Annotated in this window: 24 protein-coding genes and 1 pseudogene; 13 read left to right on the top strand and 12 right to left on the bottom strand. The window is 45.0% G+C overall.

Features of this window, described 5'->3' with window-relative positions; all coding sequences use genetic code 11:
- Positions 1–21: 21 nt before the first annotated feature.
- From QTO06_RS01915 to QTO06_RS01905, 3 genes are all read right to left on the bottom strand, one after another.
- On the bottom strand, positions 22–729 hold the full coding sequence (locus tag QTO06_RS01915) for a class I SAM-dependent methyltransferase (RefSeq protein WP_331406700.1): 708 nt from the start codon (positions 727–729) through the stop codon (positions 22–24).
- Positions 730–927: 198 nt separating this feature from the next.
- A complete protein-coding gene (locus QTO06_RS01910; protein WP_331406699.1) occupies positions 928–1,335 on the bottom strand; it encodes an SPOR domain-containing protein in 408 nt (135 codons plus the stop codon).
- A 103-nt stretch (positions 1,336–1,438) separates the two neighbouring features.
- Positions 1,439–2,608: a D-alanyl-D-alanine carboxypeptidase family protein gene (locus QTO06_RS01905; RefSeq protein ID WP_005439123.1), complete on the bottom strand. Its 1,170-nt coding sequence runs from the start codon at positions 2,606–2,608 to the stop codon at positions 1,439–1,441.
- Positions 2,609–3,108: 500 nt separating this feature from the next.
- Here QTO06_RS01905 and QTO06_RS01900 point away from each other — a divergent pair, with 500 nt between their 5' ends.
- Entirely contained in the window at positions 3,109–4,716 is a 1,608-nt protein-coding gene (locus QTO06_RS01900) for a BCCT family transporter (RefSeq protein ID WP_331406698.1), read from the top strand.
- Between the two features lie 325 nt (positions 4,717–5,041).
- Here the strand turns inward: QTO06_RS01900 and yghU are convergent, their stop codons facing one another.
- Entirely contained in the window at positions 5,042–5,902 is an 861-nt protein-coding gene (gene yghU / locus QTO06_RS01895) for a glutathione-dependent disulfide-bond oxidoreductase (RefSeq protein ID WP_045393765.1), read from the bottom strand.
- Between the two features lie 216 nt (positions 5,903–6,118).
- Entirely contained in the window at positions 6,119–6,685 is a 567-nt protein-coding gene (locus tag QTO06_RS01890; RefSeq protein ID WP_331406697.1) for a TetR/AcrR family transcriptional regulator, read from the bottom strand.
- Positions 6,686–6,784: 99 nt separating this feature from the next.
- Between QTO06_RS01890 and QTO06_RS01885 the strand changes: the two genes are divergently transcribed.
- The 3 genes from QTO06_RS01885 (at position 6,785) to QTO06_RS01875 (ending at position 9,018) form a co-directional block, all read left to right on the top strand.
- Positions 6,785–7,318: a dihydrofolate reductase family protein gene (locus QTO06_RS01885; RefSeq protein ID WP_331406696.1), complete on the top strand. Its 534-nt coding sequence runs from the start codon at positions 6,785–6,787 to the stop codon at positions 7,316–7,318.
- A 351-nt stretch (positions 7,319–7,669) separates the two neighbouring features.
- Positions 7,670–8,548 carry an HNH endonuclease gene (locus QTO06_RS01880; protein ID WP_331406695.1) on the top strand — a complete coding sequence of 293 codons (879 nt, stop codon included), beginning with the start codon at positions 7,670–7,672 and terminating at the stop codon, positions 8,546–8,548.
- A gap of 2 nt (positions 8,549–8,550) precedes the next feature.
- Positions 8,551–9,018 (top strand): YrhA family protein, encoded by a 468-nt coding sequence (locus tag QTO06_RS01875; RefSeq protein WP_017817767.1) that lies wholly within the window; start codon positions 8,551–8,553, stop codon positions 9,016–9,018.
- 385 nt (positions 9,019–9,403) lie between these two features.
- Here QTO06_RS01875 and QTO06_RS25515 read toward each other — a convergent pair.
- Positions 9,404–9,541, bottom strand: a pseudogene (locus tag QTO06_RS25515) (antitoxin Xre/MbcA/ParS toxin-binding domain-containing protein); the annotation flags it as partial.
- 610 nt (positions 9,542–10,151) lie between these two features.
- On the opposite strand from QTO06_RS25515, the gene QTO06_RS01870 reads away from it, so the two are divergent.
- Positions 10,152–11,789: a KAP family P-loop NTPase fold protein gene (locus QTO06_RS01870; protein ID WP_331406694.1), complete on the top strand. Its 1,638-nt coding sequence runs from the start codon at positions 10,152–10,154 to the stop codon at positions 11,787–11,789.
- Between the two features lie 245 nt (positions 11,790–12,034).
- Here the strand turns inward: QTO06_RS01870 and QTO06_RS01865 are convergent, their stop codons facing one another.
- Complete coding sequence (locus QTO06_RS01865; protein WP_331406693.1) at positions 12,035–12,754, bottom strand: beta-ketoacyl-ACP reductase; 720 nt, start codon at positions 12,752–12,754, stop codon at positions 12,035–12,037.
- A 440-nt stretch (positions 12,755–13,194) separates the two neighbouring features.
- Here QTO06_RS01865 and QTO06_RS01860 point away from each other — a divergent pair, with 440 nt between their 5' ends.
- The 3 genes from QTO06_RS01860 (at position 13,195) to QTO06_RS01850 (ending at position 16,876) form a co-directional block, all read left to right on the top strand.
- Entirely contained in the window at positions 13,195–14,679 is a 1,485-nt protein-coding gene (locus tag QTO06_RS01860) for a DUF1800 family protein (RefSeq protein ID WP_331406692.1), read from the top strand.
- A 5-nt stretch (positions 14,680–14,684) separates the two neighbouring features.
- Positions 14,685–16,031, top strand: coding sequence for a DUF1501 domain-containing protein (locus QTO06_RS01855; protein ID WP_331406691.1), 1,347 nt, complete (start codon positions 14,685–14,687; stop codon positions 16,029–16,031).
- 191 nt (positions 16,032–16,222) lie between these two features.
- A complete protein-coding gene (locus QTO06_RS01850; protein ID WP_005439149.1) occupies positions 16,223–16,876 on the top strand; it encodes a cupin domain-containing protein in 654 nt (217 codons plus the stop codon).
- Between the two features lie 69 nt (positions 16,877–16,945).
- Here QTO06_RS01850 and QTO06_RS01845 read toward each other — a convergent pair whose 3' ends face one another.
- Positions 16,946–17,185: a YdcH family protein gene (locus QTO06_RS01845; RefSeq protein WP_020194687.1), complete on the bottom strand. Its 240-nt coding sequence runs from the start codon at positions 17,183–17,185 to the stop codon at positions 16,946–16,948.
- A gap of 251 nt (positions 17,186–17,436) precedes the next feature.
- Here QTO06_RS01845 and QTO06_RS01840 point away from each other — a divergent pair, with 251 nt between their 5' ends.
- On the top strand, positions 17,437–18,477 hold the full coding sequence (locus QTO06_RS01840; RefSeq protein WP_331406690.1) for a DUF4382 domain-containing protein: 1,041 nt from the start codon (positions 17,437–17,439) through the stop codon (positions 18,475–18,477).
- A 52-nt stretch (positions 18,478–18,529) separates the two neighbouring features.
- Here the strand turns inward: QTO06_RS01840 and QTO06_RS01835 are convergent, their stop codons facing one another.
- On the bottom strand, positions 18,530–19,399 hold the full coding sequence (locus QTO06_RS01835) for an AraC family transcriptional regulator (protein ID WP_331406689.1): 870 nt from the start codon (positions 19,397–19,399) through the stop codon (positions 18,530–18,532).
- Between the two features lie 130 nt (positions 19,400–19,529).
- Here QTO06_RS01835 and QTO06_RS01830 point away from each other — a divergent pair, with 130 nt between their 5' ends.
- On the top strand, positions 19,530–20,678 hold the full coding sequence (locus tag QTO06_RS01830) for an aminotransferase-like domain-containing protein (protein WP_331406688.1): 1,149 nt from the start codon (positions 19,530–19,532) through the stop codon (positions 20,676–20,678).
- 437 nt (positions 20,679–21,115) lie between these two features.
- A complete protein-coding gene (locus QTO06_RS01825; protein ID WP_331406687.1) occupies positions 21,116–22,144 on the top strand; it encodes a hypothetical protein in 1,029 nt (342 codons plus the stop codon).
- Positions 22,145–22,275: 131 nt separating this feature from the next.
- Here QTO06_RS01825 and QTO06_RS01820 read toward each other — a convergent pair whose 3' ends face one another.
- Together QTO06_RS01820 and QTO06_RS01815 are read right to left on the bottom strand one after the other, a co-directional pair.
- Complete coding sequence (locus QTO06_RS01820; protein WP_009706294.1) at positions 22,276–22,602, bottom strand: DUF4156 domain-containing protein; 327 nt, start codon at positions 22,600–22,602, stop codon at positions 22,276–22,278.
- Between the two features lie 79 nt (positions 22,603–22,681).
- Complete coding sequence (locus tag QTO06_RS01815) at positions 22,682–23,146, bottom strand: hypothetical protein (RefSeq protein WP_331406686.1); 465 nt, start codon at positions 23,144–23,146, stop codon at positions 22,682–22,684.
- A 241-nt stretch (positions 23,147–23,387) separates the two neighbouring features.
- On the opposite strand from QTO06_RS01815, the gene QTO06_RS01810 reads away from it, so the two are divergent.
- Entirely contained in the window at positions 23,388–24,095 is a 708-nt protein-coding gene (locus tag QTO06_RS01810; RefSeq protein WP_009706296.1) for a lipoate--protein ligase family protein, read from the top strand.
- 60 nt (positions 24,096–24,155) lie between these two features.
- Here the strand turns inward: QTO06_RS01810 and QTO06_RS01805 are convergent, their stop codons facing one another.
- Positions 24,156–24,584 carry a VOC family protein gene (locus QTO06_RS01805; RefSeq protein WP_038895605.1) on the bottom strand — a complete coding sequence of 143 codons (429 nt, stop codon included), beginning with the start codon at positions 24,582–24,584 and terminating at the stop codon, positions 24,156–24,158.
- Positions 24,585–24,836: 252 nt separating this feature from the next.
- On the opposite strand from QTO06_RS01805, the gene QTO06_RS01800 reads away from it, so the two are divergent.
- A complete protein-coding gene (locus QTO06_RS01800) occupies positions 24,837–26,417 on the top strand; it encodes a DEAD/DEAH box helicase (RefSeq protein ID WP_331406685.1) in 1,581 nt (526 codons plus the stop codon).
- Positions 26,418–26,495 lie beyond the last annotated feature (78 nt).

The raw sequence follows: 26,495 nt of genomic DNA, 5'->3' as shown, positions 1-26,495 counted from the left end.
TTCTATCTGAACTCACTGATTTTACTCGCTCAGCGCCACACATTTAATGAAGATGAAGTTCGGGAACGTCGCCAAACGTTGGTAATGCTCCGGAGAGATTTCACGAATATTTTCATTCACCTTACCTTCTGAAATCGCTAGCATCGCCATGTTACTGCCCGTGATCGCATCGGTAATGTCTTGCAATGAGCGGCGGTAGAACGCCACAGGGACCGGTTCTCCTACCGTATTCCACATATCTTCAACCAACTCTTTATCGTAGTAATTGCCAGAAGCCGAACATTCGAAATCGGCAAATGGATGATGAGTTGAGAAGACAAACTGACCACCGGCTTTTAATACTCGTTGAATATCGTTAAACAAGGGACGAAGATCTTCAATGTAATGAACCATCAGCGGGCAAATGACCAAGTCGTACTGTCCGTCCGCCTCTTTTGGTAAACCGAGCGCCAAGTTTTGCGCGTAAGCGGTGACCGAGCTACCAAGCTTTTCTTTTACGATATCTATCATCTCTTGTGCAGCGTCGATGCAGGTTACTGAGCTTGCGCCCAACTCAAGAAGAAGCTGCGCGTAAATACCAGAGCCACAACCTAAATCCAGCACCTTTTTGCCTGCCACATCACCGACTAGTTCAAGGGTGTTTGGACGCTCAAAATGCGCGTTGTACAGGTTATCTTGCGCGGCTAAATCGTATTGCTTTGCGTAGGTGGTGTACATTTCTTGCTTCATGGTGACTCCGACAGAAAAAGTGGGATGCGAAGACTAGAAAATAGCCGATAACTAGTAAAGTCAAAAGCGCGTTAGAAGCGTGATCTTGCGCGTACATTGAAGAAGATAGGCGACTGGTGGTTAGGTTGAGCCTTTCCAACCGATTGCAAAGGCTCGATGTGTAACAATAAAGCGCTTATTGGAATGACAAGAACAGCACTAGCGCATACGCACAACGCTGGTCTCTTGTTTGCGCTGCATCTCAGCAAACGTCAAGACAAACGGGGAAGATTGCTTAACTCGACTTGGTAATGAAGACAATGCGTTGTAGGCGTCTTGCTTGGTTTTGAAGTCCCCTACTGTCACCGTGTACCAACGTGTGCCACGGCTGTTTTTCCAGTTTACCCACACCGGATGTTTAGGATCGATGTAGCGAATGTACTCTTTGACATCCTTTTCTTTCTTTAAGGCCAGCACTTGCATGGTGTAGTGATTTGGGTTGAGGTAGCCATAAGCGTCTTGCGATGACATCACACCCACACACTGCCCTGTTTCCATTGGTTGATGCTGCGGCATCACACAGCCAGTAAGTGACATAACCAAAGTCAAAGATAGAATCTTGCGCACGCGTAACTCCGTTTTTTGTTCTGAATGGTTCTCTTGATGAGTGCTCAAAACAAAAAGGCGACCATTTCGGCCGCCTTAGTAAATTTAATATTGGGAATCTTGGTTAGAACCAACTCGCAACCAAACGTTTGAACCAATCCATTAGGCGCTTAAAGATGCCGCCTTCTTCAACAGGTTCCAGCGCAACCAATTCCGCTTCTTTGACTACATCACCATCGACTTTGTACAACACTTTGCCGACAACTTGGTCTTGCTGAATTGGAGCCATTAGGTCGCCATTGTATTCCACTTCGGCTTCCAGCTTGTTCACATCACCTTTTGGCAACGTTAGGTAGATATCACGATCAACACCAACTTTTAACTCGTCTTGATTACCCATCCAAACGCGTGCCGTTGCTACCTCTTTACCTGCTTGAGTTGGTACAACGGTATCGAAGAAGCGGAAACCGTAGCTCAGAAGCTGTTTGCTCTCTGACTCACGTACACTAGGGCTTTTCGCACCCATCACAACCGCGACTAAACGCATGTCACCGTTGGTTGCCGAGGTCGCGAGACTGTAACCCGCACCGCTGGTGTAACCCGTCTTCATACCGTCAACGCTCATGCTTCGGTCACGTAGCAAGCCGTTACGGTTGTATTGAGTGATGCCGTTGTAGGTAAACGAAGTCTCGCTGTACAACGGGTAGATATCTGGAAGGTCACGGATAATCGCACGGCCTAGCGTTGCAATGTCTCGCGGCGTTGAATACAGACCATCGCTATCCAAACCATGTGGGTTAGTAAATGCAGAGTTTGATAGACCAAGTTGGTTCGCCCAGCTGTTCATCAAACCAACAAAGCCCGCTTCACTACCTGCAACGTGTTCTGCGATAGCAACACTGGCGTCGTTACCCGATTGAACAATCAATCCACGGTAAAGATCCGACAGTGAAACCGAAGTGCCGACTTCGATAAACATCTTGGAAGAATCAGGGAAGTTTTTCGCCCACGCGTTGCGGCTGATCACCACTTCATCATCTAGGCTAATGTTGCCAGACTTCACCTCTTGACCCGCAACATAAGCGGTCATCAGCTTAGTCAAACTTGCCGGGTTTAGGCGTTTGTCGGCATCACGTTCCACTAGCACGGTGCCAGTGTGGTAATCCATTAATACGTAGCCACGAGAGCTCAGCTCTGGGGCGTTTGGAACAACGGTAGGAGCAGCAAAACTAAACGCAGAAACAGCAGTCAAGGTGGTCGCTAACGTAGCATTGAATAAAGTGTTTTTTCTCATAGCAGCATTCTGTGGCTTACAACTTACAAACTAAGTCGAGTATATGGAAACGCTGTTCAGTTACAGCACCTCTGTTACGATTGGTTACGTTTACTCGATATTTGTCGAAAAGAATGCGAAGTTCGTTGGAATTTGTGCTTATTCGTTAACCAATCCCTTGAAATCATGATTTTTGATTAGCCCTAGTTTAGCGTTCGCATTCTTTGAATGCGTTACCAACCTTTAGGCACGTGTCACGCTGCTACTTTTGGTCAAACAATCTTCTCCAACACCAAACGAATATTTACACATCAAAACATTACACCTCATTGTATTTTTCACTAAAAAACTGACTTACAACCAGTTTAAAAGCCTTAAAAATCTATCGATTTGCAATGTTTTACACAAAACATTATGATCACGTCGCATTTTTTAATTAGAACTCAAAACAATCGGAGGGCGGTTTTAGTGTTTTTCTTGTTCAGGAAAGGCACATTTAAAAAAGCGTACATGTTGTATTTATGGATAATGCACTAAAAAAATATAGTATCGACACTACCGACTATCAGGTTGGTCAAGATAACGTTCAAAAATGGGGATTTGATATCCACAATCCAGTATTTGGGATTAGTGCTGGTCTTGTTCTTCTCTGTCTTGCTTCTCTTTTAATTGTTGATCCTTCAACAGCCCGTGATGCCTTAAACGGCGTTAAGAACAGCATCATTTCTGACTTCGATGTGTTCTTCATGTGGTCTACTAACTTCTTCATCGTATTTGCTATCGCTGTCTTGCTTTCACCGCTGGGAAAAATCCGCATTGGTGGTAAAGACGCGCAAGCAGAACACTCAACAGCTTCTTGGTTATCTATGCTGTTCGCAGCGGGTATGGGTATCGGTCTGCTATTTTGGAGTGTTTCGGAACCAACGGCTTATTTCACTGATTGGTACGGCACACCACTGAACGTAGAACCTTACACCGAGGAAGCAAAATCACTCGCTATGGGTGCAACCATGTTCCACTGGGGCATTCACGGTTGGGCGATTTACGCCATCGTTGCACTTTCACTGGCTTTCTTTGCCTTCAATAAAGGCTTACCACTTTCTTTACGCTCTGCGTTCTACCCACTATTTGGTGATAGAGCTTGGGGATGGTTAGGTCACGTTATCGACATTCTTGCAGTACTTTCAACCCTATTTGGTCTAGCGACTTCGCTTGGCTTGGGTGCACAGCAAGCCACCAGCGGCATCAACCACGTATTTGGTTTGGATGGCGGCATTGGCATGCAAATGATCGTTATTGCGTTTGTGACCTTTATTGCGGTTCTTTCTGTCGTTCGAGGCATCGACGGCGGCGTTAAGCTCTTAAGTAACATCAACATGGCAGTGGCATTTGCCCTACTGGCTTTCGTGTTGTTTATTAGCTTTGATGTAGCGACAACCTCTATCTGGGATACAACCGTCGCTTACGCAAAAGACATCTTCGCGCTAAGTAACCCACATGGTCGTGATGATACGGAATGGATGCACGGCTGGACTGTGTTCTACTGGGCATGGTGGGTATCTTGGTCACCATTCGTCGGTATGTTTATCGCTCGAGTTTCGAAAGGTCGTACGGTTCGTGAATTCCTATTCGCTGTTATCGTTATTCCAACCACAGTAACACTGATTTGGATGGCAGTATTCGGTGGTATCGCGCTTGATCAAGTGGTCAACAAAGTCGGCGAGCTGGGTGCGAATGGTCTTACAGATATCTCGCTAACGCTGTTCCACGTTTACGATGCAATGCCGTTTAGCTCTGTGATTTCTGTTCTGTCTATCGTTCTGATTTTGGTGTTCTTTATCACTTCATCAGACTCAGGTTCATTGGTTATCGATAGCATCACGGCTGGCGGTAAAATTGATGCTCCTGTACCACAACGTATTTTCTGGGCATGTATTGAAGGCTCTATCGCCGCAGTCATGCTTTGGATCGGTGGTAAAGAAGCACTGCAAGCGCTTCAATCCGGCGTGGTGGCAACAGGCTTGCCATTCACTTTGGTGCTGTTAGTGATGTGTGTGAGCCTAATTAAAGGGTTAAGGTCTGAGTTACCTGCCTATCAAAACGCGGCGCAGAAAGCGTCTGTCGCCTAATTCGTCCTTGAGCAAAAACGTATAACAATACGGCTCATCGAAGGTTTAGATAACAAACGAGCGTCTATTCGGCGCTCGTTTTTTGTATCTTGCTAACCACGCTCAGCAGGTACTAAACCAACACTCAAGACCTGAACTTAGGACATAAAAAAGCCCCAAACAAAAAGAGTCGGGGCATATAAAGCAATGAGTTATTGGTCAAGGGTAGCTAACTCACCACTGGAACAACGTCAGATCTATGACCTCAATTACTACGTGGTTTCACTTTGAAACGATCAAAAAAGGAATGCCGAAGCATTCCTTTTTACTGATTCAGAAAGGGCAATTATTCAGGCTTCTTCGCCAGTGCCGCATCAATATCTGCTGCGCTATGACGCTCTGCCACTTGCTCCCACTCTTCACCCCATGCGCGGTTAACAATGCGACCACGTTTTACCGCTTCACGCTCATCAATCGCTTTCGCCCAACGCACAACGTTTTTGTAGCTTGCTACGTCTAGGAATTCAGCCGCATCGTAAGCACGACCCAATACAAGGTTGCCGTACCAAGGCCAAGTTGCGATATCAGCAATGCTGTACTCATCGCCACCTAGGAACTCATTGTTCGCAAGACGCTTATCTAGTACGTCTAACTGACGTTTTGTTTCCATCGTGAAACGGTTGATTGGGTATTCGAACTTCTCTGGTGCGTACGCGTAGAAGTGACCAAAACCACCGCCTAGGTATGGCGCAGAGCCTTGAAGCCAGAACAACCAGTTCATGACCTCAGCACGCTTTGCGCCTTCTGTTGGTAAGAAATGACCAAACTTCTCTGCTAGGTAAAACAAGATGTTGCCAGATTCAAACACGTTCACTGGCTCAGCACCTGAACGGTCTACCAATGCAGGAATCTTTGAGTTCGGGTTAACTGACACAAAGCCAGAACCAAACTGGTCGCCATCGCCAATCTTAATCAGGTATGCATCGTATTCTGCTGCCGTTACGCCTGCCGCCAAAAGCTCTTCAAACATGATCGTCACTTTTTGACCATTTGGTGTACCCATTGAGTAAAGTTGGAATGGGTGCTCACCAACTGGAAGCTCTTGCTCATGACGTGCGCCAGAATCCGGACGGTTGATGCTCGCCCACTGACCGCCGTTTTCATTATCGTTTGTCCAAACTTTTGGTGGAATGTATTCGTTAGTCATTGTTATCCCTTATTGTGTTTGAATGCATCTTCAAACTGACGGCTTTTGCGCGCCAGCAAGCATTATTAAAATCACCACTTCGCCAACTGCGATTGGGCATACTCAAGATATTAGGTCGAATTCGCCAAATAAAAGTCCTGCAATCTCTTTTAGTTAGAACCTTTGGTTATGGGAATTTCTTTCACGCTATAAGTAAAAAGTGCACGTTAATGTGAACTAGGTTCGAGATGCCAATAACGAAGAACAGATCAGATTTAACGGCCCATCCATCATCTCCGTCTTAATCAAGCTCGCATCGTGGCAACAACTGATCGAGAACGCGAACCCGTGTAGATAATCTACCAATAGATCCAAACTGTCTTTCTCCACTTGCGGAGACAATGCCAAAGGCTGAACAATGATTTGATAGCGCTCAGTAAACACTTGAGCAGGGCCATGAGATGTCATGCTCAGCATGGTTTGCAATAACCCGTTGTACTCACGCAGCAGTTCAATATAGCTAACACACAAGTTTTTGAGTTCGCCTTGCCAATCTTCATTCACTTTCGGTTGATAAATTTCTTCCACCAACGATGTGGTTAACGCTTCCAGCAAGGCATTTTTGTTTTTGAAGTAGTGATAGATCGCCATAGGGTCCACATTTAGTTGCGTCGCTAACGAGCGAATGCTTGGTACCTTGCCATCATTTTTCATCAATGACTTAGCTGTATCTAGGATGCTTTCTGCGCTTAACAGCGACTGCTTGGCGGCTGGTCTCCCGCGTTTCTTTTCGTTGACAGACATTTGATCTTCCAGATAAACTCAGAATTATTCTACAATGTAGAATTAATTTTAAACCATACTTTAGCTTGGCTCAAGCATCACCATTTTGATGAGGTACTCATGGCAAATATCGTATTTATTGCGACCAGTCTGGACGGTTACATCGCAGATAAGCAGGGCAAACTCGACTGGCTACATTCAGTACCAAATCCAGACAACATTGATACTGGTTTCTTCTCACTGATGGAGCGTATTGATGGCTTGGTAATGGGGCGCAACACCCTAGATGTAGTACTGAGCTTTGATTGTGATTGGCCATACAGCAAGCCTGTGTTCGTACTCAGCAACACCATGACTGAAGTGCCACAAGGCTACGAAGACAAAGTCTTTCTAGTAAAAGGCGATCTAAAAGATGTACTTGCGGACCTAAACGCAAAAGGCTTTAACGAGCTTTACATCGACGGCGGGGCGACGATTCAGAACTTCTTGAAAGAAGATCTTATCGATGAATTGGTGATCACTCGCTTCCCTATCCTACTTGGCGGCGGCGCACCTCTATTTGGGGATTTGGTACAACCGCTGAACTTCAAAGTCACCAAGAGTGACGTTGTTTTGGATACCTTAGTTCAAACCACTTACGTGCGTGAAAGGTAATCTAACTAGGTAAGTTGAACAAAAGAAAAACGCCCTTCATGGAGATATGAAGGGCGTTTTTTTATTCAAATTATTCTGGCTTTGTGGAGCTTGTTTTTGGGCAGAAATGAGACAGATGATCGGTAGCAAATTGTTTTATTGAGGATGGCTATGAGTGAATGTCATCATCAGCTCAGTGAAACACCTAAGCTTGTTAGAAAAGACGTCCTTGTGGGGGCGTCTTTTGGTTTGTAATATGCGTTAATACGTTCTTTTTTATAGTGAAAGTGACGGTTTGCATCTCAAGGTATTACCAGTATAAAAATACGGCTATATGATGAGCTCTTAGCTTCATGGGAGTGGTTCTCATCTATGGATAGCGACGATATTGAAAAGAAGAAGGTAGCGACGAGTAGTGGTGGGGGGTATAAGCCTCTTCTCGATGAAGAGTTTAACCCCAAAACACAAACGCTCGGAGAAACACTAAAGGAACTAGCTGAGCGACAACGCTTGGCGCGCAAGGCTGAGCTTACTTATACAAAAGAAGATGAAGCCCGCTGGTCTAAAAACAGAGAAAGAGCTATTAGTGATCGACAAAAAGTTGAGGTGCCTAGTTTCGATCTCGGAGAAGCATTAGCTAATCCTGATCTTGATGCGATTAAGCCAGTTAAGCTAGACCCTGCCTCAATGCTTGCGGATGATATTGAATCATTGACAGAGGAGGGGAAAAATTTCATCCAAAACCCTACACTGCTCAGTGCTGCATCAATGGCTGCAATTGCCATTCCGGGTAAATTTGCAGATGATCTAACGAGCTTCGTTGGTAAATACAAAGGTAAGAATATCACCCTTGATGATATGAAAATGCTCGACATTTCCTACCTAAAAAGAAGCAGAGATGAACTCAACAAGCTGAGAAAAGAATTCAACAACGGAGTGAGGAAAAACTTCCTAATAGAACTCTCCAAAGACAGCGAAGTGACAAAGAAGCTAAAAGCAATAAATGTACCTCAAGAGGAAATAAACAAACTCTCATTTGGTCGAGTCCCTGCATCTTTTGAAGTGCACCACAAACTGCCGTTAGATGATAGTGGTACAAATGATTTTTCAAACTTGGTTTTGATTAGGAAAGCTCCAGAACATGCGGCACTAACTACCTATCAAAAACAAACGACAAAAAACCTCACAGTTGGTAGTGTTGTAGAAGTTCAGTGGCCAGTGCCTGATGGCACTATTTACCCCAAGAAGTAGGGATGAAAATGTCAGATAGAGATATGTTGGAGATGCTAAAGCTCCAAAATGAAAAAGAACATCAGATGTTCGGTGTCGGTTTTTTCGTTCCTTCTGCAAATGACGCAGATGTTGAACAATGCAAAAGGAAAGTTGAAGAGCTGTTCAATCTGAAGCTAGATAGTGATTACCTTTCAATCCTAAAGGAAACAAACGGCTTCTCGTGTAATGGCTTTAACTTATATGGGAGTGAGCAAAAAAATGAACCATATTTTTTGGATGGTATTATCGATGCGAATTTGGAATTTTGGGAAGAAGAGTCGTTAAGGAAGTACTTCGCGTATAGTGAAGAGTCAACGACTAGGATAGCGTTCAACCTTTATAGCAAGGAGTTTGTTATTGTTGATAGTGTGTCGTGGGATGAGCTTTATAGTTTTGCTACCTTTTTGGAAGCATTGAGTTTTAATCTAGAAGATAGCTGTATCTTTTAACTAAATACGCCCCTCGGGCGCTTTTCCCCAGCCCCATCTTTCTCTAAAACATACAATAAAATCAGACAAATATTAACAGGCCAGTTTTCAGCATACGGAATTTATGGCCTCTTCTATTCAAGATGCGGTTTTTTAAACTCGACGTCTCTATTCGTTTTTTAACTTGCTTATATCAAGAAGAGTAAACTTAGATTATTTATGAGGCAAAGCTGTTAAGCTATAACACCAAAATCATAACTCATTGTTAATTAAGATTAAATGTTTGACGTTTTTTTACAAAAAAATCAATCAGTACTTTTCGAGTATAATATTTGAAGGCTTTTTACTTGCATAGATCAACTAGCCTTGGGGTGATATTGCAAGTTATCACATGATCTTGTAAAGACTATGCTAGATACCCGAACTTCAAACGATTAATTTGCTCCATAACTAGTTTTACCCCCTCAGTATCATCACATACAGATGCCGGCGTACAGAACTTAAAAGCAACATTAGGCTTAGTTAGCCAAGCGATCGTTGAATCACGATTATCAAGTAACGGTCAGCTTCGTCCAACATTTCAAGCAAAGCTGCTCTTAACTCATCAAGAGTATCGGATGTAATGCTTAATAAAGTCTCAATATCCATATCTACTTTGATCTCATACAAGTAACTCTTAACATGCTTACTCCAAGTTATAGTGTATCAGCTTCTCGATAGTGGTGTTTTGTTTTTGATGCCACGTTTCATACTCACAGATAACGCCGATTACTATCTGTTCGCTTCATGTGAAGGGCAACCTAAGAAAGTAAATACTCTAACTAACCCGCGACAAATGAATAACTTCTTTCGCGCTAGTTAAGATGCTCCGGTCGTAAAGATTTTGGACAGAAGCTATTTAGGACAAAAAAACGAATAGGACTAAAATCCATTAGTTATTATAGTGGGGGAAAGTGGGCAACAAGCTGTCCAGCAAAGTTCCCATCCTCTCTCCCCCTCTGTGGTTTTTTCTTCATGGTCTTTCCCTGTTTTTTCACCCTTGCTGTACCCATGCTTACGACTGCTATCAAGTAAATGCATTGGGTTATATGCCAGATTGATTTTCATGATGAAAAGTTAGACCATGCAGACAGTTAAAATGCATCGGAGTTTATATGCCAAACGACGTAGTTATTAATTGGAGTCAGCCAGTCGATATTGATGGTGCTCACTATCCCAAAGACACGCTAAACCGAGCTAAATACGCTCAGTACCTATCAAACTTTCTCGCATCTAAAGGCTATGACGAGAGCAGAGACGGTGAAGACAAGAAGCGTAATTACGTACTCAACCTGAACTCCGAGTGGGGCAGCGGTAAGACGTACTTTCTTAAACGCTGGGCAGAAGACCTCAAAGCACATCATCCTGTTGTCTACGTTGATGCATGGCAACAGGACTATTCAGATGACCCATTGATGACGGTGATTTCATCAATGGTAAGTCAGTTGAGAGAGCAAGCTGGTAGAGCTGAGAGCAATACTGCGATCAGTGTAATTGGTAAAGCTGGCGGTCTATTTAAGGCTCTAGCTCCAGCAGTAGTCGGTGGCGTGACTAAGAAGTTTACCGGCATTGATTTTGCTGCTGTTATGAATGACGCAGAAGGAGCAAGTGCTGAGTCAGACATCAAGGATGAAGACGGCAATGCTTTGGACATGAGTGCTGCTGCGTCTAAAGCTGTGCAATACATGTTAGATGAACATGAAGGCAAGGCGAAAGCCATTTCTGCATTGAAACAGAGTGTGAGTCAGTGGTTGGAAGCAGTTAAAGGTTTTACGGATAAACAATATCCAGCCTTTGTCTTCATTGATGAATTAGACCGTTGTCGCCCTAGCTATGCCGTTGAAATGCTGGAGACTATTAAGCACATCTTCGACATTAAAGGCGTAGTGTTTGTTGTAGCAACTGATACAAGGCAGCTTCAGCATGCGGTGAGGGTAGTCTATGGACAGGGATTTGATGCAGATATCTATCTGGGGCGTTTCTTTAATACACGATACGCATTGAAGAAAATGCCGTTGAAAGAACTACTGTCAGTCCATTGTGATTTAGACAAGCTGTCATTGAACGCTTTGAGCCAAAAAGGAGTTGGGATCTGGCCAATGCCTATGGATGGTAACGTGCACTTGGAAAACCTTTCCACCATTTATCACGCACTAAAGCTATCAGAAAGAGAATCAATTCAAATAACAGAACGACTGGTGTCCATTGTCGATAACCTAGGTTCTGAAAGGTCTTTAGATGTTTATTATTTGGCTGTTTTAATGTGTTTGAAGGAAAAACACTTTAATCTCTATGATCAGCTTCAGCATGTACCAATGATATCTAAAAACCTTGAGTACCAGGGTTCGCCAATGGAGAGGTTTGATCAACTACTTAACTGGGGCGGAGTAACGTTGAAGCTCGTTGTCGATGCTGATGATTACGCTTATTCCGCATTCTCAGACGTTCATCCGACCTATTTGTCTTTCCAAAACTCGGTCTACGACATCGAGGTTCGTTCCCTGTTTGAGAGGATACATACTCATCATTTTGATGCAGAGCTTGCGAGAGTTGTCTGTACCAACGCAAAAGAAAATCTAAAGGCTACGGCTACTGAAGTGTCCGAACCAATAAGAGGGTCTGACAAGCGACGAGAAATATTCATCAAACATCAGGGAGATATTGTTTCGCTTGGTTTGAAGTATGAGGGGGTGGAAAGTAGATACTCATTCTACAAAGACCTCGTAGAACTCAGTACTGCATTGGACATTTAACCCATGTTCTCCGGCTGTCAGACAAGGCATTTCACATTGCACTTGACAGCCTGTCCTTATTCTGTCTTCGACACATGTTTGACATTAGGAAATCTAAAGAAAATTATCGGTGTGAGGCTGATTTGATTTACTTTCGCCAACAAGAAATGGGGCAAATATTAGCCAGCGACTCACTTGCCTATACCAACAAAAACGCCCTTCACTCAGATAAAGGGCATTTGTAATTTAAGTTTTTTATTCGAAGGTTAAAGCACTAACCCGCCATCAATCTTGAGTACTTGGCCTGTGATGTAGGCGCTCTTGTCGGAGGTTAAGAAGGAGACGCCATTGGCGATGTCTTGTACTGAGCCCATTCGACCTAATGGGGTTTTGTCCTCCATCATTTGAATCACTTTTTCTGGCAGGTTCTTGGTCATATCGGTGGCGATAAAGCCTGGTGCAACGCAATTGACGCGGATCAGCACGCCCTTTCTTGATAACTCTTTCGCCCAGCCTTTACTCATCGAGATGACACCGCCTTTACTTGCGCCGTAATTACTCTGGCCGATGTTGCCATCCGTACCCACAATAGAAGAGATACTGACAATGCTACCAGTGCCCTGCTCTAGCATCACTGGCGCGACGCGTTGAGTGAGCAAGAACACCGCTTTCAGGTTTACGTCGATAACGCTGTCCCAATCTTGCTCTAACATATCTGGCAACAGTGCATCGCGAGTAATGCCCGCGTTGTTAACCAGCGCATCAATTCTTCCATGCTGCGCTACGATACTTTCTACCACTTCGCTGACGGCTACAGCATCACACAAGTTGACTTGATAACTGCTTAGCTGCGCCGACTGGCTCCATTCCACGGGTGATATATCTAGCCCGACAACGTGGAATCCATCCTCCAGTAATTGCTCACAAATCGCTTGGCCAATACCACGAGCCGCACCAGTGACTACTGCTACTTTTTCCGGTTTCATCTTGGTCTTCCTTAAATGTTGAGATTACAAATTCGCTTTTATCCCTAGCGTTTTTTGTTTTTATGCCTAGTCGCGTTACAGCTGCGCTTCTCATACGCAGGGTCTTTCATATCTTATAAAAACTATAGAAACAGTCTGGGAGTCGGATGTGAACTAATCAAGACAACTTGATGATGGTTTGCCAAATAGTTCGTTTCTGTCACCGTTCTGCCGATCAACCTGTGCAACAAATGCGCTTTTTGTTGAATAACTCGCCTTTCATTTGAAGCTCAGAGGAATAATTTTTAGATTAGGCAGCAAAGTCACATTAAACCTGCGGGTATTACATTCTTGATATCAAAAATCTGGATTACGATTTTAAAGATACAGCGTGTTTTTAAACATGGACGTGAAAAGAGACGCCTTACCTGACAAAGATAAGAATACCTACGGGAGATAAAATGAATCAGGCTTACATAGACGCAGCAAGAACGCTGCAACAATGCACGTTTGGGGGTTCCCAGCGTGACATTAATGACCTTGTTCAATCAGGAAGCATTGAAAACTGGGTCGCTCAACAAACACTTATTCCCTCTTCCTCTTGGCTGAAGCACTTTGAACAAGATGAGCTTAACGTACCCGACTTAGGGCAAGGTTTGTATTACGCCAGCAGTTGGACGCGCATGACGGTAGAAGGACAAGACATTCTGCGCCAACGCATCGCATATACCCTCTCCCAACTGTTTGTAGTGAGCGTGAAAGATCCGGCGTTCAGTGCCGCCTCTAAGCGTCGCTACATGTGCCAATACTTTGATGGATTGCTCGATAACGCTTTTGCTAACTTCCGAGATGTGATTCGTTTTGTGTCGACATCGCCAATCATGGGTGAATATCTGACCTTCGTGAACAACGTTTCTAATGAGCTCACTGCCCCAGATGAAAACTACGCACGAGAGCTGTTACAGCTGTTCACGCTTGGCCCAGTCAAACTGCGTAATAACGGTGAAGTACGTTTGGATGCCGAAGGTAACGAAGTTGCGTCGTACACCCAAGAAGACATTGAAGAACTGGCTCGTGTGTTCACAGGTTGGAAATTCATCGACATTCGCGGTAACGACAAATACAGCCAGCCAATGGAGCCGCGTGGCGAACACGACATGGGCGAAAAACGCATTCTTGGAAAGACGTTCCCTGCCGGCGTAAGTGCAGTAGATGAACTGGAAGCCGTGATTGAACTGTTGATGAACCAAAACACGCTTTATACCTTTGTGACTAAATTCTTCATCAATAAGCTCGTGACCAGCAACCCTAGAGCAGGCTACATTCGCCGTGTGCGCCGCGCATTTAAGCGCTCTGATGGCGATATGCAAACGCTAGTGATCGCGATTTTAACCGACAAAGACGCTCTGCGTTCTGGCAACACTGTAGGCAAACTGCGTGACCCACTGTCTGTATTTACGCATGCGATGCGCGCGCTACAAGTGAAGCGACGTGACGGTGTGATGATGTGGCCTAAACAGTTCAACTGGTATAACAGAACGCTGCCTCTGTCTGCCCCTTCTGTGTTCTATTACTACCAACCGGATGATGCGCCAAACCACCCTGATTTTAATGGTCTGGTTGCACCCGAGTTCAACGTTTACCAATGGCACGACATCTATCAATACGGCATTCAATTCCGCGAGTTAATCGCTCGATTTGAAGAAGAAGCCAAAGATTGGTACATGGATGAAGCGCTATTCACCCGTTACCTTGCTTTTGATGACGAAGGCGTTGTGGATTACCTTAACGAGCATTTGTTTGCTTACCAAATGAGTGAGCAAGCACGTCAATGCTACCTCGATTACCTCGCTCAGTGCCCAAGCCGCCAATCTAAGTGGCGCAAAGAGATCAAGAATCTCGTTATGAACGCACTGCTTTCACCAGAATTCATCACACAGGGGTAATCACCATGAACTTAACTCGACGTCGATTTTTACAAGCAGGTTCCGCTGGTGTGGGGATTTCTGCGCTTAACCTTGCGGCATTCCCAGCCTTCGCGGATTCGTTTAACCAATGTAAGAATGGCTACCGCGCTGTGGTTGGTATCGACCTTGCGGGCGGTAATGATGGCTACAACATGCTTATCCCAACCGCCGCTAACGCCAACAGCCAATACCGCGCACTGCGTGGCAACTTGGCTTTGGATGAGACAACCTGTATCCACTTAGACGCAGTGAACGACGAGGCCAAATTGGCACTTAACCCAGCGATGGCAGCACTCAAACCTTATTGGGACAGTGCCAACCTTGTGCCTGTGGTGAATCTCGGCCCGTTGACTCAGCGTGTAAACAATGTGATTTACGATGAAAGCACTCGTCCGGCGCACCTGTTCAGTCACTCGCATCAATCTACAATGGTGCAGTCTCACGCCACCAAGTCACTGTCGAAAGAAGGCTTTGCCGCTAAGACATCCACAGAGCTTGGCTCTATGCTGCGTAGTCTGAACGAGTTGTCACCGATGTTTGATATTGGCGGCACACAAGTATGGACGAACTGTATTGAAGCCCAATCAAACTCGGTCGGGTCTCAGCCGCCAAGTGATATTTTCAACGATCAACGCTCACGCGATCTGTTCGATCAACTGCAGAGCACGGGCAGTTACGGCAATGTCTTCCAGTCTCATTATGCGGGCGTTGCTGTCGACTCAACCAGAATGTATGAGCAGTTCAGTGCAATTCTAAATGCCGAGATCCCAGACGTATTCCCAGAAACACGCATCGGTAAGCAATTGAAAGCGGTCTTTAAACTGTTGCTGCATAAAGATCAGTTCCAACATCCTGCGCAGTACTTTAGTTGTAAGTTGGGCGGGTTCGATACTCACTCAGCTCAAATCAGCCGCCAAACCGGTTTGCTACAAGAACTAGCAGAAGCCATGGCCGCTTTCCAATTGGCACTAGAGAACAACGGCTTGTTTGAGCAAGTGACCACGTTTACGCATTCGGAATTTGGCCGAACTCTGATTCCGAACGGCACAGATGGGACAGACCACGGATGGGCAAGCCATGCATTAGTCATGGGCGGTGGTGTAGCCGGAAAAGCGATTGTGGGTGAATATCCAGACTTATCTGAGACGAGCCCGTACTTGCTTTCGCGTGGTCGTGTGATTCCAACCATCTCTTCTGATCAGCTTCATGCGAGCTTAATGGCGTGGTTAGGACTGTCTGAAACGGGAATTAATCAATTATTCCCTGCGCTGGATAACACTTTGACAGATTCAATCCAACCTCAGACTCTACCTCTGTTCAAATCTTGCTAATATAGTAGGAGATAAGTAACTAAGTAATCAGTTAATAACTAGCAAGGTTACTAATAAGAAAAAGCAGTGCTAAACAAAAGGCTCCGTTCACGCGGAGCCTTTTTTTCATTGTGGTCCAATTTATAATTGGCGGCCCACCAAACGAAACTACGTATACTTAAACAATGCAAAGCAAACACTGGAAATACGCAATGATAAACATGGACTTTTCACAACGTTTGGTGATTAAAACTGGCGAACAAGATTGGGTAGCCAGCCCAGCCGCCGGTGTATGGCGCAAACCGTTGGAACGAGAAGCGAAAGAGTCTGGGCACACCACCAGCGTGGTGAAGTATGAGCCGAACTCACAGTTCTCGACGCACCCTCACCCATACGGAGAAGAAATACTGGTACTCGAAGGGGTGTTTTCTGACGAGCATGGCGATTACCCAGCGGGGACTTACCTACGTAATCCTCCGGGAAGCCAACATGCCCCATTCAGCAAAGACGGTTGCGTGATCTTAGTGAAACTTAATCAATTTGATCCCAACGATCTAGAAACGGTGCGCATCAACACCAACCAAACCGAGTGGTTGCCAGGTATTGGTGGCTTAGAGGTGATGCCATTGCACAACTTCGAACATGAGCATGTTGCGTTAGTTAAATGGCCTAAAGGTGAAAAGTTTCAGCCACACCGTCACTTTGGGGGTGAAGAGATCTTTGTCCTATCTGGAGAGTTCAAAGACGAATTAGGGGAATACCCTACCCACACTTGGCTGCGCAGCCCTCACATGAGTGAACATTTTCCTTTCGTCGAGGAAGAAACGGTTATCTGGGTCAAGACTGGCCATTTGCCTGTCGATTAATTGAACTCCTGTAAAAAAGCAAAACGGCTCGAACATTCGAGCCGCCATCAAAGAAACTTAACAGGTCAATTAAGCGTTCATAATTTTTGAGTAAAGCCAGTCTTTTAGCTCTGCACGGTTATGTTTCATCGTGTTCATTTCGTGGTCGTCGATTGGGCTTCCTCGCAATTCTAGTTGGCGTATTTCCTTGTCGAGCGTGTTGTAGTTTTTAGCGTTTTCAGCAAACGTAGCGTCATCTGCCGTAAGTTGAGTAATGGTATCCAAATGTTCTGGGAATTCATGAGTTAATGAGTGATTTTCACCTAACATAGAGACCTCTTTGGCTGAGTACATTTCAAGTTAAATAAGCTGCTTAAATAATAAGCACCGCTTAAAGTAACCATAGCATTTCATCTCACTGTAAATAGTCGAATTGAGCACATTTTTACCTCCCCTTAAAAAACTTCACGTTTCCATACTCAAATTGACAATTGCTGGCCTGATGCTAACCCGACGTTCATTTTACTCCCGAGAGAATGAGCTACATTTATAGAGCTTTATATCAAGAAAAGGGAATACAAATGAACGCTGTAAAATATAGCTTGGTGGGTACTGCTGTCATCTTGGCCCTGTCCGGATGTAACTCAGACAGTGATACCGTTAGCACGACGACACCAGTAACGCTTTCCGTTTCTGATGCACCGATTGATGATGTTTCTGAAGTTGTTGTGACATACAGCAAAGTCGCCTTTCTTCCTGTTGGTGAAGGAGAAAGTGAACCTCAAATCTTCGAAGTTTACAAAACGGATGAAGACGGTAACTACGTGGATGAAAACGGGGATCTATTACCGGAAGGAGAAGATCCACTCCCGCTTAGCGTCAACCTGTTGGACTTCCAAGGAAGTGACGCACAAGAACTGGTTGAAGATGAAGTCATCCCAACGGGTGATTATAAACTGTGTGTTTTTGCAAACGATGGCGATCACCCTGAATACCCTTCTTACGTCATCGATGAAGCAACAGGCAATCAAATCCCACTCACGGTAAAAGGTGAAGGTAAGTGTCCCCAAGGTGTTGGAGATGAGCCAAATGCTGGCGTGTTGTTCTTCAATGACACATTTACTGTTAACTCAGATAACAATGACTACGTGGTTGAGTTTGACCTGCGTCGCGGCTTGAAAGATGCGACAGGCCAAGACGAAGGCTATACGATTCAACGAACATCTGTCACTTTAATCAATACAGTGACCACTGGTGAGATCGAAGGGAATGTTGCTCTGACAACTTACCAAGGTTGTGAAACCGATACGACTTCTGGCAATGGCTACGCTCATGCAGTGTATCTCTACGAAGGTGATATTCCTCAATCCGAGATGGGTACTTTCGCGCCAAGTGAATCTCAAACGCCTATCGCCTCTGCGAACATCGTCACCGAAGATGAAGGCGCTACCTACCAATACGAGTTTGGTTATGTAGAGCCTGGAACGTACTCTGTTGGGTATACTTGTACAGCAAACGATGATTCAGAAGAAGGGATTGTCGATGGCGAGACATTCAGTATCTATACATCCACAAGCGGACTAAGTGTTTCTGCAGGCAGCGACACCAACGCTGATTTATAACCCCTTCCCAGCTTAAAGCAGCAAAGCCTACTTTATGGCTTTGCTGTTTTCGTTAAAAGAAGCTGATCGGTAAATAGAAATCTAACTCGAACGCCTCTTCATGATTGAGGAAATGGTTTTTATGGTAGTGCACGTAGGCTGGTGTTGAGCGTTGTTTGAAGCCCGAATTGGGCAGCCATTTCTCTAATACCATACTGATCTGCGGCAGCAATTCACCATACACCCCAGTAAGTCGAAATACCGCATGTAAGCCACCCGGAATGGTCATTTGATTCACAACGCCACGATACTTAAGCGGCTTATCAATTGCCATACAAGCAACGTAGCGGCATTTATCTAACTCAACCCAAGCAGGATTAGAATGATGCAAACCGTATTGGGTGGAAAAGTCACGATGCTCTGAGTTCGCCCAAGCTTTAAGCACCAACCAAGCATTGCGAATAGAGCGGTTGTAGCCTTCATGACGAACGTAAGCAGCAAAGCGTTGTGGCACTTCAACTATCTTTGGCTCCGGTAAGGTACGCTTCGCGACTCGATGGTAACCCGCCGCCACTTCTGGGTCTTTGAGGTATGGCTTCTCAGCGACTTGCAAATCGTGCTTACGCCAAGCGCCGGGTGACATATCAAACGTGGCTTTAAACGCACGGCTGAACGAAGACACCGAGCTGAAACCACACTTATTGGCAATCTCCAATACCGATGATTTGGTATCAAACATCAACTGGTTTGCGGCGTATTCCATTCGGGTGCGACGAACGTATTGGTGAATTGACTCCCCAACGACGTCTTTAAAAATACGGTGGAAATGCTGCTCAGAATACGCTGCTACATCGGCTAGCTCTTTAGCGGATAATTCTCTGCTAATGTCTTGGTGAATGTAGAACAGTACGTCATTGATTCTGGAAACCTGTTGCTGACTCATAACTTCGCGTTTGATTGAAATAGCATAAATGGACATGTTTAACAGCATAAATGGACACACTTAAGTTAGCAAATCCCATGTACTATCTTCTGAATAAAACCAAAATTAAAAAATACGAGAAACACAACACATGGAAATCGCACAGTCACTACAACAAGTAAAGTCATCGTACATTCGAGAGATCCTCGCTGCCGCTAGCGATAAAAACGTCATCTCGCTTGCTGGCGGTTTGCCAGACGAGAAGACCTTCCCAATCGACTTAATGAAGCCGACGCTTGAAAACTTGGCCAACATGCCAGAGGTGTTCCAATACGGCTCAACCGCAGGCTATGGACCACTACTGACCTTCCTAAACGGTTACTTCAAGCTGCCTGAAACTCACACGGCGATGATCACCACTGGCTCTCAGCAAGGTTTGGATTTGATTGCACGCGCTTATGTGAATCCGGGTGATAAAGTGGTAATGGAAGCACCAAGCTACCTTGGTGCGATGCAGGTGTTTGGCTTGGTTCAAGCAAACATCGTGACTGTTTCTCAAACAGAGTTCGGTCCAAACCTTGAAGAGCTAGAACAGTGCTTCGCTGAGCAAAAGCCGAAGATGTTCTATGCAGTGCCAGATTTCCATAACCCAACAGGCGTATGTTGGGCACTAGAAACACGTCAAAAGGTTGCAGAGCTTTGTATTCAATACAATGTAGCTTTCATCGAAGATGCACCGTACCGCGAGCTGCGTTTCTCTGGTGAAGCTTTGCCTTTGGTGTCTGACTTCTGTCCACAGAATTCTATCGTACTGCGTTCATTCTCTAAGATTGCATCGCCAGGTCTTCGCATCGGCGTGGTTACGGGTAAAACTAGCTACCTAGAACCGCTGATTAAAATCAAACAAGGTGCGGATCTGCACTCAAGCGTACCGATGCAAGCCCTACTGCACGGCTTGCTTCAACATGACAACTTCGAAACCCACATCAGCACCATTTGTGAACTGTACAAGTCTCGCTATGATGTGATGTATGCAGAGCTAGAAAAACAGCTTCCATCGAGCTGCGTCCTCAAGCCTGTTGATGGTGGTATGTTCGTGTGGGTAGAGATCCCAGAGTGCGATACCTTTGAGCTGGCAAAATCACTGCTTGCTAACGGTGTGGCGGTTGTACCAAGCCCTGTCTTCTACCCAGAAGGTTCTGAAGTGAAAGCAGCACTGCGTCTTAACTTCACCAATGCAACACCAGAAGAATTGAAAGTGGCGGTAACACGCTTAGCAGACGTACTCAACGCGCTGTAATAAAAATTACACCTTAAAATCCAAATACCTGCCTTTGAGATGCGAATTAAGTCTTAAAGGCAGTGTTTCAAAAAGTTCCCAAAAAAATTTATTTTTTTCTCTCAAAATCAACTCTCTACGTTAAGTGTCTGTTTTCGCTTGATCCTCGCACCGTCGCAAAAAATAGATCTCGATCACGGATTTGAAGCCTTGAAAAGTTACGTCTATCTTTCAGAAAAAAGACATCGACCTTGCAGCATCATCTGCGAATTCAAACACTTTTGATCGTGACGGCTTATCACTATCGAAAGTCGAGCTGAAACCATCAGCAATGCAGTCTTGTGAAGATGAACGTGGCGAGGACGCAATTACAACCATTCTGAATGTCGCTATACCAATCCACGATTGGACTTATACACGTCGGCTTAGCGCATCATATTACAGAGGGGTTTATCAGGATGAACAATCGACCATCGAAAGGACTCGTCGTCACTGGCTTGTCCGCCATGCTTTCTCTCGCTGCGATTCAAACCGCACAAGCGAGCAACTCACCAAACTGTAGCGACGTATTAGCCGGCAACAAAACTGCCGCGTCGCAGAAAATGACCGTCTTACTGGGTGAAGACATCACCCAATCTAACCTCGTCACGACGGTTGTTCCGGCAAAAAACAATCCGTTTGTGACCGAAGAATTAGTTTCAGTTTCAAACGACGTTTCGCCCAACGGTTTATTGCCGAAAAAATCATTAGAAGAGATCAAACAAGTTCGTGACAACATTGAGAAAGCGGGCATTGAAGTCAGCAAACTCCAAGGCACGTTTGAAGTGGCGTTTGTCAGCCTAATCGACGGTCACTGCCAGTTCTCAACCAACAAGCTCACCACTAACGCGAAGATCGACTTCGACCACTTAGAAGGGTTGTCTGCTTATTCTATCCCTGCACTACTCGCGATGGTTGATAAGTCTTATGCGATGGCAGAAGCTCGAATTGAAGAAGAAAAAGCGCGTGTTGCGGAAGTTGAGCGCGAGAAAGAACGACAAAGAGAAATGGCAGCTGCAGCTGCGGCCGCTCGATACCAAGATGCGAACGTACTTGTTCGAGTCGAGAAGTTTGATGGCTCTAACGTCACCTTCTCAGTGACTAACTTAGCCTCTGACGGTGAGTTACAGCCGAACTTTAATACCTTCAAAGCTTATCAAACCGACAAGGGCGAACTGATATACAAATCAGAATCTTTGTTGAGCTTGGTCGATCAGGAAGGTAATGGCCTAACGACGATTGGTATCGCTGAGCTTGGCCCACAAGCGGGCAAAGATTTGACCATCTCACCTGGAGAAACTCGTCAGTTCATTACCAGTATCAAATCAGAAGTCGCACCAGAGGCTAAGCTAAGCCTAGAGTTCCCAGCAAAAGTTCTGAACACGGATGACGCTTTCTCTTTGTCCTTTACCGATTCGGTTGCCATGGCGACTGCTGGACTGAACTAAACAGCTGAGCTGAATTAAGTCGCAGGGCAAAAATAACTAGCATCCACGGCGTCTCCCTTGTCGTTCCTTGCTATGCCTTGAAGGCAAATACTAAAACGAAAAAAGCAGACATTAACGTCTGCTTTTTTCTTTTAGTTCTGACACTGATACGCGTTAGCGAACATGGTCACTGAGCTTGAGAAGCCAAGTGGTTGATACAAGTAAAGTGTATCTGCCCCTAGCTCTGCTGCTTTAATGCGCATTTGGTTTAGTGTGCCCCAAACCATGTCTTTGTCTGCATGAAGCCAGTAATCATAAAAGTGGCCTTCTGAGCCCATTACTGTGCCTAGGTGCTGGCAGTTTGCGATTGCGTTTACATCATCCCAAATCACTTTCACTTGCTCGGACTCTTGCGTTGGGAAGGTCACGCAGCCAGTTAACAACGTTGCTAATGCTGCAGCAGTCATTAACTTTTTCATAATTTCATCGCCTTAGAATTAAATAGTCTGCGGATTCTATTTATCACCCAGACGATGACCAACAAATTATTTTTATGCTTTACATAACAGCCTGTTTAGGCGCTTTTGTTGGTCGTTTTAACGCTCTTGCATCTCGAATATTCAACGTCATCAAAGTCAAATTGATGAACCCAGCAACTAACTCCACGATTTGAACTACATAGAAAGTGGTATCAAACCGCCCAAGTTCCGCTAAGTGATGAAGGTAAATGGCTGATGGAACAAGAATCAAGATACCGTTCAACGCAACGAAAGGTATACGCTTTTTCTTTGCCGCTAATGGGCCTTTCTTTACATTCGGAGCCATCTTTGACCCCGTAATACCAGCTGCCGCCATTAAAGGTACTACCGCCCAAATCGCATAAGAAATATAGGTTTTGACGAACAAGATAGCTTGGTGATCACCAAATAATTCAACCAACACGGTGCTAATAAAAAAGCTCATGATGAGTAGGTGTGCACTGATAGAGCTGAGTCGATGAGCTAGGCTGAGTGACTTTTTCATAGCGATATTCTCTTTTTTGATTTGATGTGAGTAGCGGTACGAAATAAAGATTACATAACAATCATTGCATACGCAACACTTGCGATCAAAACAAATTGTAAAACTGACTCGACATTTGCGCCTGAAGGTTTTAACTTAATGTTTTTAATGAACATTTACTTTCAAACAAAACAGAGTTGTGATTGGATTTTGTGAAGGAATTGGAGTAAAACTGAAGAGTAGATGAAAAGAGGAACTGAATTTGGCTTCCAAAAATAAACTGATCCGCTATCAATCCACTGAAGTCGCAGATGTTTTCAGTAAAGAAGATGAACTGATCAAACTCGTGCAGACGGATCAACTCTCTCAAGTCTTATTGTTGTGGCAAGTGAAAAGCCCAACGCTCGTCCTTCCTGCAGGAAAGAAGTGGCCTATTTCAGACGAGCTTGAACAAGGCCTTGAAGACACTAACTGGAAGCTATTCTCTAGAAAAACTGGCGGCGCACCCGTACCTCAAGTTCCTGGAATTATTAATCTATCTCACATCTATCATTGGCCAGAAGGTCAGCCATACGACATCAAAAAAGCGTATCTCGACTTATGTTCTGTCCTAGAGGTTTTCTTTGAACAACTTGGTGTAAAGGTTGATGTGCACGCTACACCCAACTCCTATTGTGACGGGGACTACAACCTAAACATCAATGGACAAAAAGTGGTGGGAACCGCACAGCGAGTCTTACTGAAGAAAGGCGGCGGGCAAGTGGTGCTCTCTCAGGCCTGCATTCTTATTGATGCAGACGTAGAAAAGATCGTTGAACCTGTGCAGTTATGTAATCGCCTCTGCGGACATAACGATGATATTCGTGGCGATGTGCACACTCCCCTATTCAATCACATAGAAGAAAGGCCAGATACTGACGCGCTGTTCCAACTGCTAACTCAAGCCTTTTTGGATCACGCGAAGCACTAGCCTCACCCTTAAGACAAGGTATACGCTCTATGCCTTGCTCCAGCCTTAATTCAATAAACACTACTGAGTGTAATCATTTCGTTCGCTGTCTTTGTCTGACAGATACTCGACAAACTCAAACTGCATCCCATGATCTTCCAAGTAATAGACGTTTTTACGAAATGGGTGTTCCGCGCCCCAGTGGTCAAGCTCATAACCCACTTCTTTTAATCGAGCGACAAGCGCATCAACATCTGGGACGACGATGCCGAGATGCTTCATGCCAGTAAAATGTGTTGTCCAATGCCCAGCATCACCATCTCCACCATCGGAGATCGCAATGTAAGAATGCTCATCTCCGACATGAAACCATTCGATAGGACGTCCAAACCAGTCATCAAGCTTACCGCTACCACGGATTGTCCACTCTGGAATAGCAGTCGTTAAAAATTCAATGGTTTTGCGCGCATTTACAACGGAGATATTGGCGTGTTCAACATAGCTTTTCATAACGTTGTTCCTTGTTAATTTGGGTTATCGTTTTAGTTTTCCTTTTACTTGTTAAACACTCTAAGACCTCAAGCGAACTTGAGGTAAAGGCTGCATTTTAACGCTATCGTGAGAAATGAGATCTGCTTCAAAAAATTATCCATGACGGAAATAGTTGAAGCTAACGCTTAAAAGCCTCAGAATGTCGCACTTTTCGCGTCGTACATAAATTCGACGCCTTGTTATCTAACTCGACAATTGAGAATCATACATATGGGTTTTACCTCGTTAGGTCTATCTGCTCCAATCCTTAAAGCTATTCAGGAAAAAGGCTACGACACCCCTTCGCCAATTCAGGCACAAGCAATTCCAGCTGTTTTGGAAGGGAAAGACGTGATGGCAGCAGCGCAGACTGGTACAGGTAAAACGGCAGGCTTTACGCTTCCGATTCTTGAACGTCTGTCGAACGGTCCACGTGTGCGCAGCAACCAAGTCCGCGCATTGGTGCTAACGCCAACTCGTGAGCTTGCTGCTCAGGTACAAGAAAACGTGTTCATGTACAGCCGTCACCTACCTCTAACGAGTGCAGTGGTATTTGGTGGTGTGAAGATCAACCCGCAAATGCTTCGCCTACGTAAAGGTGCGGACGTATTGGTTGCAACACCAGGTCGTCTATTGGACCTATACAACCAAAACGCTGTGAAGTTCGACCAACTAGAAATGCTGGTTCTGGACGAAGCAGACCGCATGCTAGACATGGGGTTTATTCGCGACATTCGCAAGATTCTTGATTTACTGCCTAAGCAACGTCAGAACCTTCTGTTCTCTGCGACTTTCTCTGATGAAATCCGCGACCTTGCAAAAGGCTTGGTAAACAATCCTGTTGAGATTTCAGTTAACCCTGCAAACTCGACAGCACGCACTGTAGAACAATGCATCTACCCAGCAGATGTGAAGAAGAAAGCCCCAATGCTGGTCAAACTGATCAAAGACGGTGACTGGAAACAAGTATTGGTATTTACCAAAACCAAGCATGGCGCAAACCGCTTAGCGAAGTTCCTAATCGACCAAAAGATTACAGCTGCAGCAATTCACGGTAACAAGAGCCAAGGCGCACGTACTAAAGCACTGGCTGACTTTAAATCTGGTGAAGTTCGTGTATTAGTTGCAACGGACATCGCCGCACGTGGTATCGATATTCCTCAGCTTCCTCAAGTGGTTAACTTTGAGCTGCCAAAAGTGGCTGAAGACTACGTTCACCGTATCGGTCGTACCGGTCGTGCTGGTGAAGTGGGTAAAGCGATTTCTCTAGTGTGCGCACTTGAAGCATCAGAGCTGTTTGCCATTGAACGTTTGATTCAACAGCTGCTTCCTCGTAAAGAGCTAGAAGGCTACGCACCAACAAACGTATTGCCAGAGTCGAAGCTAGATACTCGCCCTATCAAGCCAAAGAAACCGAAAAAGCCTAAGAAGCCAAAAGCAGAAGGTGAAAACGGTCAAACTGCTGAGAAGAAAAACAGCGGCGGTAACAACAAACCAAAGCGTCGTTTCAACAGCGACAACAAAAATGGCAAGGGCGAAAACAAATCAGGCAAAGGCGGCGCTGGTAAGCCAAAAGGCAACCGTGACGGCCAATCTCGCTCAAACGGCAAGCCAAGTGGTAACAAACCGAATAACAACCAGTCAGGTGCAAACAAACCGGGCGCAAATAAAAACGGTAACGGTAGCAAACCATCAGGTAACCGCAAGCCTAACAACGGCAAACCAGCAGGCGCAAAGCCTTCAAACGGTAAACCGTCAGGCAACAAGCCATCAGGACAACGTCGCAAGCCACGTCCGCAAACTGCTAAGTAATTAGATAGCGAGTTAAAACGACAAAGCCGCTGATAATCTCAGCGGCTTTGTTTTATACAGCAGTAAAAACAATTTTCT

The organism is Vibrio sp. M260121 (assembly GCF_036533715.1).
Taxonomy (GTDB): domain Bacteria; phylum Pseudomonadota; class Gammaproteobacteria; order Enterobacterales; family Vibrionaceae; genus Vibrio.
Note: the sequence above shows the minus strand (reverse complement) of the source record. Positions and strands in the feature narration are given on the sequence as shown.

Coding starts and splice junctions, on each gene's coding strand:
- QTO06_RS01915 (WP_331406700.1), bottom strand. CDS start 729: ATGAAGCAAGAAATGTACACCACCTACGCAAAGCAATACGATTTAGCC.
- QTO06_RS01845 (WP_020194687.1), bottom strand. CDS start 17,185: ATGTTAGGTGAAAATCACTCATTAACTCATGAATTCCCAGAACATTTG.
- QTO06_RS01820 (WP_009706294.1), bottom strand. CDS start 22,602: ATGAAAAAGTTAATGACTGCTGCAGCATTAGCAACGTTGTTAACTGGC.
- QTO06_RS01860 (WP_331406692.1), top strand. CDS start 13,195: ATGAATCAGGCTTACATAGACGCAGCAAGAACGCTGCAACAATGCACG.
- QTO06_RS01840 (WP_331406690.1), top strand. CDS start 17,437: ATGAACGCTGTAAAATATAGCTTGGTGGGTACTGCTGTCATCTTGGCC.
- QTO06_RS01825 (WP_331406687.1), top strand. CDS start 21,116: ATGAACAATCGACCATCGAAAGGACTCGTCGTCACTGGCTTGTCCGCC.
- QTO06_RS01830 (WP_331406688.1), top strand. CDS start 19,530: ATGGAAATCGCACAGTCACTACAACAAGTAAAGTCATCGTACATTCGA.
- QTO06_RS01885 (WP_331406696.1), top strand. CDS start 6,785: ATGGCAAATATCGTATTTATTGCGACCAGTCTGGACGGTTACATCGCA.
- QTO06_RS01805 (WP_038895605.1), bottom strand. CDS start 24,584: ATGAAAAGCTATGTTGAACACGCCAATATCTCCGTTGTAAATGCGCGC.
- QTO06_RS01890 (WP_331406697.1), bottom strand. CDS start 6,685: ATGTCTGTCAACGAAAAGAAACGCGGGAGACCAGCCGCCAAGCAGTCG.
- QTO06_RS01880 (WP_331406695.1), top strand. CDS start 7,670: ATGGATAGCGACGATATTGAAAAGAAGAAGGTAGCGACGAGTAGTGGT.
- QTO06_RS01875 (WP_017817767.1), top strand. CDS start 8,551: ATGAAAATGTCAGATAGAGATATGTTGGAGATGCTAAAGCTCCAAAAT.
- QTO06_RS01900 (WP_331406698.1), top strand. CDS start 3,109: ATGGATAATGCACTAAAAAAATATAGTATCGACACTACCGACTATCAG.
- QTO06_RS01865 (WP_331406693.1), bottom strand. CDS start 12,754: ATGAAACCGGAAAAAGTAGCAGTAGTCACTGGTGCGGCTCGTGGTATT.
- QTO06_RS01800 (WP_331406685.1), top strand. CDS start 24,837: ATGGGTTTTACCTCGTTAGGTCTATCTGCTCCAATCCTTAAAGCTATT.
- QTO06_RS01870 (WP_331406694.1), top strand. CDS start 10,152: ATGCCAAACGACGTAGTTATTAATTGGAGTCAGCCAGTCGATATTGAT.
- yghU (WP_045393765.1), bottom strand. CDS start 5,902: ATGACTAACGAATACATTCCACCAAAAGTTTGGACAAACGATAATGAA.
- QTO06_RS01855 (WP_331406691.1), top strand. CDS start 14,685: ATGAACTTAACTCGACGTCGATTTTTACAAGCAGGTTCCGCTGGTGTG.
- QTO06_RS01835 (WP_331406689.1), bottom strand. CDS start 19,399: ATGAGTCAGCAACAGGTTTCCAGAATCAATGACGTACTGTTCTACATT.
- QTO06_RS01905 (WP_005439123.1), bottom strand. CDS start 2,608: ATGAGAAAAAACACTTTATTCAATGCTACGTTAGCGACCACCTTGACT.
- QTO06_RS01850 (WP_005439149.1), top strand. CDS start 16,223: ATGATAAACATGGACTTTTCACAACGTTTGGTGATTAAAACTGGCGAA.
- QTO06_RS01815 (WP_331406686.1), bottom strand. CDS start 23,146: ATGAAAAAGTCACTCAGCCTAGCTCATCGACTCAGCTCTATCAGTGCA.